The organism is Psychrobacter lutiphocae DSM 21542 (assembly GCF_000382145.1).
Taxonomy (GTDB): domain Bacteria; phylum Pseudomonadota; class Gammaproteobacteria; order Pseudomonadales; family Moraxellaceae; genus Psychrobacter; species Psychrobacter lutiphocae.
The window spans coordinates 22144-34447 of sequence record NZ_KB907625.1; the positions used below are offsets into that span (position 1 = coordinate 22144).

Sequence of the window (12304 nt, forward strand, 5' to 3'; positions counted from 1 at the left end):
CAGGCCGACTTTTTTTATTCTTCTATTTACTATTCTTCTATAACTTTAAGCTTGTTTTTGGTGCTTACTGTTTAGTAATTGTTATTTAATAACTGCTATTTGGTAATGGTTACTTAGCAAGTATTATTTAAGTCGTTGAAAATATTTGATAGAAAAGTTAAGTCACAAATTAAAATCTATACCAGCCTAATTTTGGTAACGATTGTTACGATTTCACCACGATGTGATACCGTCTTAACCTTAATATAGCGTTAAATATTTGCTATCGTATTAACTACGATAAGGCGTGTAAGCCCTCTCTTATTTATCAACACACCTTATTGACAACCCTCTTATTCACAAGGTATACCTCAAGATAAGTACAACCCAAAGATGAGTACCATACTATCACCATTGTGAGTAAGCCATTAGCCACCTACATTAAAATAACTTGTTACACATAGAAGTTAATAAATAAAAAAGGAAGCCATTATGAGTGATATATTCAATGTAAAAGACAGCTTAACTGTTGCTGGTAAAAAACACGCCTATTATAGCCTACCAAAGCTTGCTGACAAATACTCAAATATTAATAGCCTACCTTATAGCATGAAAATCGTGCTAGAAAACTTATTGCGTAACGAAGACGGCGGACAAACTGTGGGAGAAAACCACATTGAAGCTGTTGCTAATTGGGATGCAAAGGCCAAACCTTCAAAAGAAATTGCTTTTATGCCAGCTCGTGTTGTTTTACAAGACTTCACGGGTGTGCCATCCGTCGTTGACTTAGCAGCCATGCGTGATGCTATCGTCAAGCTAGGCGGTGATGCCAAACAAATTAACCCCTTTATTCCAAGTGAGCTGGTTGTTGACCACTCGGTACAAGTAGATACCTACGGTCGTAAAGATGCGCTAGACTTAAACGAAAAAATCGAATTCAAACGCAACAATGAGCGCTATGAGTTCCTGCATTGGGGTAAGAGCGCCTTCGAAAACTTCGTCGTTGTACCACCAGCTACTGGTATTGTTCACCAAGTCAACTTAGAATATTTAGCCCGTGTTGTGATGGCTAACGACCAAGACGGTGAACTGGTCGCTTATCCAGATACTGTATTTGGTACCGACAGTCACACTACAATGATTAACGGTATTGGTGTACTTGGTTGGGGTGTTGGCGGTATTGAAGCTGAAGCTGCCATGCTAGGTCAGCCATCATCTATGCTTATCCCACAAGTGGTTGGCTTTGAGATGACCGGTAAATTACAAGAAGGCGTTACCGCCACTGACCTAGTGTTACGTGTGGTACAAATGCTACGTGAGCATGGCGTGGTCGGTAAATTTGTAGAGTTCTATGGTGAAGGTCTACACAACATGCCACTTGCTGACCGAGCAACCATTGCTAATATGTCTCCAGAGTATGGTGCTACGTGTGGTATCTTCCCAATTGACCAAATGGCAATCGATTACTTACGTTTGTCTGGCCGTGAAGAATCACAGATTGAACTGGTTGAAAAATACGCTAAAGCGCAAGGCTTGTGGCATGATGAAAACACGCCAGCGGCAACCTATTCAAGCAACTTACACTTAGATTTATCAACGGTACAACCTGCACTTGCTGGTCCTAACCTACCACAGCAGCATATTAATTTATCCGATATGCATCAGAAATTTAATGAAACGCTAGAAGTAATGACCAAAGACCGTAAATCGGAAGTTGAAGGTAAAGAGCGTTTTGATGAAGAAGGTGGCGAACAAGAGCAAGCTGATCGTTTATCTGCTAAGCCAGAAGTATTCTCAACAGTAAACATCAACGATAAAAGCCACAAACTGCGTGATGGTTCGGTCGTTATTGCAGCGATTACATCCTGTACTAACACCTCAAACCCTGCGGTTATGATTGGTGCTGGTTTGGTTGCTAAAAAAGCAGCTGAAAAAGGGTTAAAAGCCAAACCTTGGGTTAAGACATCTTTAGCACCTGGCTCTAAGGTAGTCACAGACTATCTTGAAAAAAGCAACCTAATGGATGCGCTTGAAGAGACAGGCTTCTATCTAGTGGGTTATGGGTGTACCACATGTATCGGTAACTCAGGTCCACTGCTAGAAAGCATCGAAAAAGGTATTGAAGAAAATGACCTTGTTGCTTCAGCAGTACTATCAGGTAACCGTAACTTTGAAGGTCGTATTCACTCCCACGTGAAAGCAAGCTACCTAGCATCACCACCACTGGTTGTCGCTTATGCGCTTGCGGGCACGGTTAATATCGACTTAACCAAAGACCCTATTGGTCAAGACCAAGATGGTAATGATGTTTTCTTAAAAGACATCTGGCCAACCTCAGAAGAGATTAATGAGTTAATTGCAAATAACATCAATGCTGAAATGTTCCGTAAGAACTATGGTGAAGTCTTTGATGGCAGCTCAGCGTGGAACTCAATTAGTTCAGCTGATAGCCAGCTATACCCATGGGATGAAGCATCTACTTACATCAAGAACCCACCATTCTTTGATGGTATGACCATGGAACCTGAAGGTATTAAAGACATTGAAAATGCGCGTATTTTAGGTCTTTTCGGGGACTCAATAACTACTGACCACATCTCACCAGCAGGTAAAATAGATCCAAACTCGCCAGCAGGTAAATACCTGCAAGAACGAGGGGTATTAGAAGCTGACTTTAACAGCTATGGATCACGACGTGGTAACGATGCGGTTATGACCCGTGGTACTTTCGCTAACATCCGTATTAAAAACAAAATGATGGGTGGTAAAGAAGGGGGTTATACTTACTACTTCAAAGGCGATAAAGCAACGCTTGCAGATGGCGAAGAAATGGCCATCTATGATGCAGCGATGAAGTATAAAGAAGACAACCGTCCATTGGTGGTGTTAGGCGGTGAGCAATATGGTTCCGGCTCAAGCCGTGACTGGGCTGCTAAGGGTACTATCTTGCTCGGCGTAAAAGCGGTATTAACCAGCTCATTTGAGCGTATTCACCGCTCTAACCTAGTGGGTATGGGTGTGTTACCATTGACCTTTAAGAAAGATGAAAATGCGGATACTTACAACCTAGATGGTTCAGAAGTACTGAGCATCACTGGTCTTGAAAATGGTGAAAGTGAAACAGCCACTGTAACTGCAACTCGTGCTGATGGTAGTACTGAAACCTTTGAGGTGAATGTCATGCTACAAACACCAAAAGAGCGTGAATATGTGCGTCATGGTGGTGTATTACATTATGTATTACGTGAGTTGGCAGCAGAGAATAAAGCTTAAACTATCGCATAGTTAATTTAGTCAAATAAAAATGCCCGGCTCTATTGGTCGGGCGTTTTTTTTGCTGTGCTTATTAAGCAGTATTTGAATAATAAAAGAAGCTCCACTTAAAGTATAGGATTTAGCACTTAAATTAAACCGCTATTTTTAGGTACTTACTATGCTTAGCTAATTATGCTTAGCTAATTATGCTTAGCTAATTATGCTTATCAAACAAGGAGGTCCAGCGGTTCACTGCATATAGCACATACGGCCAAAAGCAGGTATTAATAATATCGTGAATACTCAGCCTTAAATGTTCACCAGTGATATGAGGGTAATTGTGGCTTAGGTCTAGATATTCACCCAAAAATGCAAAAAACGTAGCCACTAATAGCGCAATATTAAGCCGTGTTAAGTGGCGTTTTACCAAGGGTCGAGTCACCAGTAGGCTAAATAAAAACACACCTACTCCAACATAGATATGCAGAGAATCTCTGTCTAAGCCTGTAAAATCAGCAACATAAATCTTAAATTGTTGAAAGCCCACCACGTTATATCATTTCCATTGGTATAGTTAATTTGCAAACATGACAGCATCTGATTAGGTCATATTGACATCATCAGGCAAACGAAACAGTATAATAGGCAAATCAACAAAGATGGGTTATGATTTGTTGATGTTTTCTTTATGAAATCTAAGTCTTTTAACAAGATACCTGGGCAACTTATCTTTTAATCCTCAAGATTAATACTCAAAACTCTTAAATCTTGGTAATAAACCACCCTATTTAAACACGCCACTCAACGAAGTTTTTGAGTAGTTGTAAACCGTCTTTATGGCTCTTTTCAGGGTGGAATTGGGTCGCAAATAGATTGTCTTTGAGCACACTGGCACAAAATGGCTGACCATAATCGCAAACGGCGGCGGTTACGGAGGTGTCTTCTGGTGCGCAATAATAGCTGTGTACAAAGTAAAAGTGCGCGTGCTCATCTATGTTGCGCCATAGCGGATGCGATAAATCCATGCCCTCGATGGTGTTCCAGCCCATGTGGGGAATCTTGATGGTGTTGCCGTCGCTGTCTGTCCAGCTTGGGTTAAAGGGTTTGACCTGACCGTGCAAGATATCTAGGCACTGAGTGAGTTCAAACTCTAGCGACTCTGTAAATAGCGCCTGCATGCCGACACAAATCGCCATTACAGGCTTGTTAAATACCGCCTCATGTACCGCTTCATCAATACCCTCTGCACGCATCTGTGCCATGCAATCACGCATGGCACCGACGCCAGGAAAGACAATCTTATCTGCTGCACGTATCAGCTTGGGGTCGTTGGTGATAGACACATCTGCGCCTACTGTGGCCAGCGCTTTGCTGGCAGAGTGTAGGTTGCCCATGCCGTAATCTAAAAGTGCAATTTTGGTCATAATTTATATCTTATAAGGTCTTATGTGATGTGTCTTAAATGGGTTATACAGGCTCGATACTGACTATATAATTTAAAGCTTTTGTATGCGACTATCAAAATTTAATGCTTAACAACATAATAAACCCCCCACTCTCAACTTATTACAATCTATTGTAGGCTGGTGCTTTTAGCCCAGCAAAACCTAATTTTTAGCCAAATATGCTGGGCTAAAGCCACAGCCTACGCAAAGAGTTGAGATTGGGGTAATAAATCATAATGAGTAGTTAGGCTTTCTCTACGCGGAAGTCGAGTGCAGGTAGTACAAGTAGTACGCCAAGCTCGACTGACAAAGTAGAGGAAGACTAAATGCTTATTATAAAGCTTCTTTGGTAGAAGGAAGCGTATTTAACGCCCTCTCATCATATTCACACGCCATACGTAGTGCACGGGCAAATGCTTTAAAAGCACTTTCAATCTGGTGATGGCTGTTTTTACCCTTGAGATTGTCCAAATGTACGGTCATCCACGCATGATTGACAAAACCAAAGAAAAATTCACTGAATAAGTCAACATCGAAGCTACCAACATGTGAACGGGTAAAGGGGATATCCATGTGTAAACCTGGGCGACCTGAGATATCCACCACAGCACGGGTTAATGACTCATCAAGTGGCGCATAAAAGTGACCATAACGACGGATGCCTTTTTTATCACCCAACGCTTTTGCAAAGGCTTGGCCTAGTGTAATGCCTGTATCTTCCACGCTATGATGATCGTCAATATAGGTATCGCCTGTACATTTGATATCTAAGTCAAACAAACCGTGACGCTTTATTTGGTCTAGCATATGGTCCAAAAATGGCACACCTGTATCAATCGTACCTTGCCCAGTGCCGTCAAGGTTTACGGTGACGCTGACCTGAGTTTCAGCAGTATTGCGCTCAACACTGGCAATACGATTTGGACGCTCGGCTGAGTTTACATTATTTACAGTAGTCATGGTAAATTGGCTCACAAATAAATTTGGCTGATAAATAAAAAACTATCGTTTATTGCTACAATACAAGCATGATAATAGCAAACGTACTGGCTTTAAGCTATATTCCTACCATACCGATGAGTAATGTTTGTTAAAATACTGTCATTCATTTTACTCATTAATGAGAGTATGTTAGTCACACTTTATCATCCATTTATCCATAATCTATTTATCCATAATGTTTGAGATCATAAAATGCCACTAGAAGCCGTTGCGATTAACTCATTTGATGCACCAATTATGCGTGAAACTACCCACAAAGATGACCTGCGTGAACGTATTGCCAAGCTGTATGATGCTAACGACAATGCCGATATAGGCAACTTAGCAGGTAGTGATGCCATTATGCCACTATTTGAGTCTGCCTTTAAGCGAGGTCATCTGATGTATGTGGGTATGTTTAACGACAAGCCTATTGCCGTAGTAGGCTGCTTTGATGACGGTCAAACCGATACCAAGCGACTACAATACCTTGCCATACATCCTGAAAATGTAAATCGTGGTATTGATGCAAAATTTATAAAATTAGTGTATGATGCCGAAGTGAAAAAAGGGGTGCGCCAGTTTATGCCCATAGATGCTCTTATTCATCAAATTATGAATGAATATGAGCTAATTCAGGTAAAATCCTAATAAAAATCATCTAATTTGATTTATTTTCAAAAAAAGGGTTGACAGACTCGTAAATATTTAGTTTAATAGCGACCTCATAAGGACGGCTCGATAGCTCAGTTGGTAGAGCAAAGGATTGAAAATCCTTGTGTCGGCAGTTCGATTCTGCCTCGAGCCACCATCTTTATACCGAATTCTGCTTTATTGATTAAAAAACCCTCAAGCTATATTAGTTTGAGGGTTTTTTTGTTGCTAATTTAAAGAATATCTGATACTTTTACTTTTTATCTAACCTTTTTATCGTTGGGCTATTTTCAAGTGTCTTTTTCATTTGTTCAGCTTGTTGCTTTAGTATAAACAATCTTTTATCTTGGTTTATTCCTTGCTGTATTAAGGTTGAATTAAGCATTTCAATATTAGCAATAAGTGCATTTTCTAAATAAGAAGCATAATCACGTTGATTACCTTGTTTTTCAGGGTTTTCCTTCTTCCACTCTGAAGCAGTTTTTCCAAAAACGATGATGTTAAGCATATCTGCCTCAGAAGTGTAATGTTTCCAATGTTCACTATCACTAATACCAAATAATAAATTTTGCTGAATGGCATCCGTATGTAATCTATAATTAATTTTAGCTAACTCACGATTTGCTTGCCATTCAACAGAGTTAAACTGTGCTTCCTGCTCTTTTAAACGCTGAAACTCTTAAATTAAATAAAGCTTAAACTCAGGACTCAGCCATGCTCCAAACTCGAAAGCTATGTCTTTGTGAGCATAAGTACCACCATAGCGCCCAGCTTTAGCTCTAATCCCTATCGCATTCGTGCGTTCAATAAGCTCTTTAACACTAACTTTAAAACTATTCAGACCTGAGTTCATTTTAATTCTTTCCTAAACCCCAATAAATTCAAGTGTGTTTCGATTTCTAAGCCAATCAGAAATAAAAAAATCTCCATCTTTAGCTTTTAACATATCTGTTAAGCTTATAAAATCATCATCTTCAATTCTAGATACCGTTATTACAATGTTATTAACTGTAATTTTTCTATTAGCCTTATTCATTAACCTGCCCTTAATCCATTAAATTATTAATAACTTTAACTCTAGTGTTATCATATCAATAAACTTACATAAAAGATTGTTAATTACTTAGTTCATATATTTCATATTTAACTCTTAATAACGACATCATTAATTTAGAGAATCCTATGACTACCCTAAAAAAACAACTGCTTATTTTTGACTTTGATGGGACTTTAATTGACAGTGTGCCCGATCTAGCTGATGCAGTGAATGATATGCTCAGCACGCTTGGTAAAGAGACCTATCCCATAGCAACTATCCGTAATTGGGTAGGTAATGGCTCAAGAAAGCTTGTAGAAAGAGCGCTAGTGGGTAATATAGAGGTCAAGGTAGGTCAATTGAGTAAAGAGGAAGCTGACCATGCCGAACACATTTTCTTCGATGCCTACGCCAAAACTAGTGGTGCCAAAACCGTTGCCTACCCTGGTGTTAAAGACGGTCTTAAACAGCTAAAACTAGCTGGCTTCACCTTAGCTTTAGTTACCAACAAACCCATGCGCTTTGTGCCTAAGATTTTGGAGTCATTTGGATGGCAAGACTTATTTGCAGAGGTTTTGGGTGGAGATAGTCTAGCGACTAAAAAACCTGATCCTGCTCCATTATTGCAGGTGTGTCAGGTTTTGAATATCAGTGCTGAACACGCAGTAATGATAGGTGACTCCAAAAATGATATTGTCGCAGGTCAAAATGCCAATATGGATACTTTAGGTCTGTCTTACGGGTATAATTACGGCCAAGATATTCGTGATTTGAATCCAACTAAGGCTTTCGATGACTTTCAAAGCTTGGTGGACTGGATAATGACAAACTATAATACTTAACGCAACAAATTAACCCTGCTCCAATCAAGCCTATTTAATGTTTAAGGTAATACCATGACCCATACTCCTCCCGCTGATTTATTACAAAAAGCTGAACAGTGGCGCAAAGACATCTCCTTCACACAAGAAGTACTCGGCACTCCAATGCAGTTCACCACCACTTGGGGCATTTTTTCTCCTGAAAAGCTAGATGCTGGCAGTTTAATGCTTCTTGATTATGTGGATTTTCAGCTCGATGACGATTCGATTGATTTGGGCTGTGGCTATGGGGTACTTGGCATGACGGCCGCTCGTGAGTGCTCACAAGGTCAACACACCTTAATCGACAAAGACTTTATGGCCGTAGAGTACGCCCGTCGTAACTGTGCAAAAAACGGCTTAACCAATGTTGATGTGCATTTATCCAATGGCTTTAACCACGTTGATCCAAACAAAGACTTTAGTCTAGTCATGTCTAACTTGCCCGCCAAAGTGGGTAAAGAGCAGCATTATCTATACTTGCTTGATGCGTATAGCAAGTTACGTACTGGTGGCCGCTTTTATGTGGTGACTATTAATGGATTACGTCAGTTTATGAAACGAGCGTTTACCGAAGTCTTTGGAAATGCTGACAAAGTAAAACAAGGTAAAACTTATACCATTACCCGCGCGATAAAAGAATAATAAACTTTGTTAAACAGGGTTTAAAAAGCTTTAAAAACTAGCCTGTAATCAGCACAAAAAAAAGAGCAGCCAATATCATGCATTAGCTGCTCTTTTTTATATGGCTGTGACTATATTTCTTAAAAAACAAGTCCTAACCCTGACGCTTAATCAAATATAAACCAAATGCCGTACTGCCTATAATCGGTAATAACACCATTAGCAAAGGTGATGCTCCTGTCGCAAGAGAGATATAGCCGACCAAATCTTGAAAATAACTAAATAATAAGCCAAAGATTAAAGCGACCACGATACGTAAGCCCAAACTGTGGGTGCGTAATGAGCCAAACACAAAGGAACCTGCCACCACTACTAACGATAAAATAGCAAGTGGGGACAGTAGCTTTTCCCAAAATGCTACTTCATGCTCTAATGAGCGTGTGCCTTGAGAAGCGTTAAAGCGCTTGTGTTCATACAACTGAGTTAATGACAAATCATCAGGATGACGGGTCAGCAAATATACCGAGCTTGGTGAAATAGGTAAACTGATAATGTCACTTGATTCAGTTTGTGCTGCCACTAATGGCTCATTACCTTGCAGTAAGTCAATAGAGGCATCTTCTTGATCTACATTTACACTAACTACCTTATCTGCAAGCTTTAAGGTTGTCACATTTTGTAGCTGCCATTGGTAATTAGCAAAATCTTGGCTGGTATTACCCAACTGTCTAAAACCAGCTTCTTGTTGCACATTGGCTTGTGGCAAATAAATACCGCCTGTTGCCCTCGATACTGCCGTTAAATTATTGTCTGCATCCAAATACCAGCGCTTAACCTCACCAATATTGCCATTAGCATCAGCATAACCAATAAAAATGATGTTGTGGTCAGAGTTAACACCTGATCCATCACCACTTCTGGTGTCTGGTGTTTTTTGTATCGTCCAATAGCCATGAACAGAGGATAATAAAGCAGTGGCTTCAGGCTTACGAATTTGACTGGCTTTTAAATTGGTTTCTGGCAATACATATTGGTTAATAGCCAACGCTAATACCACAAACAAAATCGCAGGCTGTAACACCCAACCAATAATACGGTAGATACTCATCCCTACCGCACGCATAACAATCAGCTCAGAGTTATTCGCTAGTAGCCCTAAGCCTATAACAGCTCCAAGCAATGCCCCAGTCGGTGTAAACTGCTCCAAAAAGTAAGGTGAACGGTAGGCAATATAAGTTAAGGCATCGACATAAGTATAACTATCAGTGATGTTATCAAGCTCAGACAGATAAGAAAAAATTATCTGTAATGCACTTAGCCCAATAACTGAAAATAGCATGGCATATAGCGCATTTTTTTTGACATAGCGTGACAGTAATTTACCGGCATTCACTTGTTTCAATGTGGTGGCACGGCCAGATTTAAGCTGCTTCATGACCGACCTCCTGTATGTGTTTTATCATGTGGTGTATTATTTTGAATACTGCGCTGTCCCAATCTAAAGCGAACTCTATGATGAATACGGCTCGCCCAGTTGAAATATAGTGCCAACACCATAAAGGCAACAATGACCAGTGGATAACTAACCACTGAGACACTGCCTTTTGTCACCGCATTTTTTAAAGAAATAATGACCAGCGCACAGCTGGCAAAAATCATAATAGCTGGCAATAGCCTTAACCAGCGTCCTTGTCTTGGACGCACTTGCGCCAAAGGCACTGCCAACATAGGCGCAATAATCATCAACCAAGGTAGCGATAAGCGATAACCTAGCTCAGCTTGTGCCGCCAATATTTGTTGTTGAGCCTGCACTGGCATCTGGTTACTACCAGCATCTCTTGCTTGATCTGTTGCAGCTAATGACAGTTGCTGCCCCGTTGCCGCTTGCCATAAGATAGGTAGTGATAAAGTGGCAACATTATCCTCAGTAATAACATCTTTGGGTGGTTGATGCAGGCTGATACGATAGCGCTCAAAGCTAATCTGATTATAGACCAGACTATCAGCACCTACTTCATAACGCCGACCTTGATACAAGTCTAGCTGGATGCTACTGCTGGTTTCTCTATCACCCACTTGCACTGCACGCTTGGCTAATACAATCACATCTCGTGCTTTCGGACCATCAACCGTTATTCCTTGTTGCTCTTTTTGGACGGTAGCGACTGGATTGGTCAATGCTGTGATGGCTTTATCTTCTAATGACAGCAGCTGTTCGCCATCATCCCGCTCAGCCTTTGTCTGTATTTCTCCTGTATTTTGTGTCTGTACAGCTACCTCTGGAGTCTCAGTTTCTGGCTCCGATAGAATATCTGACAAGTCAGGATTATTCTGCACCTCTTTTTCACTGGCCGTTTGGATTAAGATCACATCTTCTAACTCAGTTCTATCCTCATTCATACTACCAACATATAAATGATAATCATCACTGCTGATAAAAGACTGTGGACGAATCAGATCAAAAGCACTACTGACTGACTGCTGTTGCCAGATGTTATCTGCACTTCTAACTCCCCAAGGCTTGCCGTACAGAGACAACCCAGCTTCAACAACGAACAGCAAGAAGATTAACGGAGTAATTAACCGTGCCAATCGACCACGGGAGATACCACTACTATTTAGCACAGCCATCTCATGATCTACATATAAGCGCCCAAATACCAACATTAGGCCAATAAAAAATGACAGAGGCAGTACCAGCTCTAAAAAGTAAGGCAGGTTATAACCAATAATAGTAAACAGCAGTCCCACATCTAAGCGACCTTCAGCGGCCAAACCAAAATAGCGGATCATGCGCCCGCCCAAAAGTAATACCACCAAAAACCCCAACACCAAAGCGGTAGTTGAAGCAACTTGTCGGGTCATGTATCGGCGTAGAATCACAGGCAAACTCAAATTATAAGCGGGTTAAATCGACACGATTGAATATAATAAACATATATCAACTCAAGACGATAATTTTAACAAAGACTATACAGCAAATCATTACAGATTATCTATTTGACATCACTGACTAGGGTCTGTTGAACTTTCAAACATTAGGACTGCTGATAGCTAAAATTGTTCTAAACTAGGCGCAAATCGACGATAATGTCTAGACCTTAGCTAGATTTGTAACGCCGTTTAGGGCAATTTTAGCATCAGCCCTGCGGGGCGGGACTCTTTTTTGCCAATAGTTTGTGAAATTTTCTAACTTAGAATGACTAAGTATCCAAAATTTCACTGCATATTGACTAAAAAATAGTCACCGCCAGTTACATATTTGAATGTTCAACAGACCCTAATCAACGCGTATTATAATCGTAAGCAGGCTCACGATGATAGTCATATTCAGTGTAAGATATCCTAGCATGTTTTAATACTAGCATGTTCTGATAAGGTCAAGTGTTTATGACAAACGATTGGTTTAAGACATACGATAGGTTTAAGACACACGATTGGTTTAAGACACACGATAGTTGAAAGACACT

Annotated in this window: 10 protein-coding genes, 1 tRNA gene and 1 pseudogene; 5 read left to right on the forward strand and 7 right to left on the reverse strand. The window is 40.4% G+C overall.

The window, feature by feature from the left end; all coding sequences use genetic code 11:
• Positions 1-471 precede the first annotated feature (471 nt).
• Complete coding sequence (gene acnA, locus H140_RS0102330; protein WP_019672049.1) at positions 472-3252, forward strand: aconitate hydratase AcnA; 2781 nt, start codon at positions 472-474, stop codon at positions 3250-3252.
• 196 nt (positions 3253-3448) lie between these two features.
• Here the strand turns inward: acnA and H140_RS0102335 are convergent, their stop codons facing one another.
• The 3 genes from H140_RS0102335 to hisB all read right to left on the reverse strand — a co-directional run bounded on the left by H140_RS0102335 (position 3449) and on the right by hisB (position 5639).
• The gene (locus H140_RS0102335; RefSeq protein WP_227672888.1) at positions 3449-3781 is read right to left on the reverse strand and encodes a hypothetical protein; all 333 of its coding nucleotides are present in this window, start codon (positions 3779-3781) and stop codon (positions 3449-3451) included.
• A 241-nt stretch (positions 3782-4022) separates the two neighbouring features.
• Positions 4023-4658, reverse strand: coding sequence for an imidazole glycerol phosphate synthase subunit HisH (gene hisH / locus H140_RS0102340; RefSeq protein WP_019672051.1), 636 nt, complete (start codon positions 4656-4658; stop codon positions 4023-4025).
• Between the two features lie 354 nt (positions 4659-5012).
• Positions 5013-5639 (reverse strand): imidazoleglycerol-phosphate dehydratase HisB, encoded by a 627-nt coding sequence (gene hisB, locus H140_RS0102345; protein ID WP_019672052.1) that lies wholly within the window; start codon positions 5637-5639, stop codon positions 5013-5015.
• Between the two features lie 234 nt (positions 5640-5873).
• On the opposite strand from hisB, the gene H140_RS0102350 reads away from it, so the two are divergent.
• A complete protein-coding gene (locus H140_RS0102350; protein WP_019672053.1) occupies positions 5874-6311 on the forward strand; it encodes a hypothetical protein in 438 nt (145 codons plus the stop codon).
• 84 nt (positions 6312-6395) lie between these two features.
• A tRNA-Phe gene (locus H140_RS0102355) sits at positions 6396-6471 on the forward strand.
• 96 nt (positions 6472-6567) lie between these two features.
• Here the strand turns inward: H140_RS0102355 and H140_RS16180 are convergent.
• The gene (locus H140_RS16180) at positions 6568-6822 is read right to left on the reverse strand and encodes a hypothetical protein (RefSeq protein ID WP_026348768.1); all 255 of its coding nucleotides are present in this window, start codon (positions 6820-6822) and stop codon (positions 6568-6570) included.
• 171 nt (positions 6823-6993) lie between these two features.
• Positions 6994-7350: pseudogene (locus H140_RS16185) on the reverse strand (KilA-N domain-containing protein).
• Between the two features lie 146 nt (positions 7351-7496).
• Here H140_RS16185 and H140_RS0102370 point away from each other — a divergent pair.
• On the forward strand, positions 7497-8192 hold the full coding sequence (locus H140_RS0102370) for a phosphoglycolate phosphatase (protein ID WP_019672054.1): 696 nt from the start codon (positions 7497-7499) through the stop codon (positions 8190-8192).
• 54 nt (positions 8193-8246) lie between these two features.
• Complete coding sequence (locus H140_RS0102375) at positions 8247-8855, forward strand: class I SAM-dependent methyltransferase (protein WP_019672055.1); 609 nt, start codon at positions 8247-8249, stop codon at positions 8853-8855.
• 133 nt (positions 8856-8988) lie between these two features.
• Here the strand turns inward: H140_RS0102375 and H140_RS0102380 are convergent, their stop codons facing one another.
• Positions 8989-10269, reverse strand: coding sequence for an LptF/LptG family permease (locus H140_RS0102380; RefSeq protein WP_019672056.1), 1281 nt, complete (start codon positions 10267-10269; stop codon positions 8989-8991).
• A complete protein-coding gene (locus H140_RS0102385) occupies positions 10266-11699 on the reverse strand; it encodes an LptF/LptG family permease (protein ID WP_019672057.1) in 1434 nt (477 codons plus the stop codon). The genes H140_RS0102380 and H140_RS0102385 overlap by 4 nt, the downstream gene beginning before the upstream one ends.
• Positions 11700-12304 lie beyond the last annotated feature (605 nt).

Excerpts from the sequence above, each read along its gene's own strand:
- acnA (WP_019672049.1), top strand. The coding sequence starts at position 472 with ATGAGTGATATATTCAATGTAAAAGACAGCTTAACTGTTGCTGGTAAA.
- hisH (WP_019672051.1), bottom strand. The coding sequence starts at position 4,658 with ATGACCAAAATTGCACTTTTAGATTACGGCATGGGCAACCTACACTCT.
- hisB (WP_019672052.1), bottom strand. The coding sequence starts at position 5,639 with ATGACTACTGTAAATAATGTAAACTCAGCCGAGCGTCCAAATCGTATT.
- H140_RS0102350 (WP_019672053.1), top strand. The coding sequence starts at position 5,874 with ATGCCACTAGAAGCCGTTGCGATTAACTCATTTGATGCACCAATTATG.
- H140_RS16180 (WP_026348768.1), bottom strand. The coding sequence starts at position 6,822 with ATGCTTAACATCATCGTTTTTGGAAAAACTGCTTCAGAGTGGAAGAAG.
- H140_RS0102370 (WP_019672054.1), top strand. The coding sequence starts at position 7,497 with ATGACTACCCTAAAAAAACAACTGCTTATTTTTGACTTTGATGGGACT.
- H140_RS0102375 (WP_019672055.1), top strand. The coding sequence starts at position 8,247 with ATGACCCATACTCCTCCCGCTGATTTATTACAAAAAGCTGAACAGTGG.
- H140_RS0102380 (WP_019672056.1), bottom strand. The coding sequence starts at position 10,269 with ATGAAGCAGCTTAAATCTGGCCGTGCCACCACATTGAAACAAGTGAAT.
- H140_RS0102385 (WP_019672057.1), bottom strand. The coding sequence starts at position 11,699 with ATGACCCGACAAGTTGCTTCAACTACCGCTTTGGTGTTGGGGTTTTTG.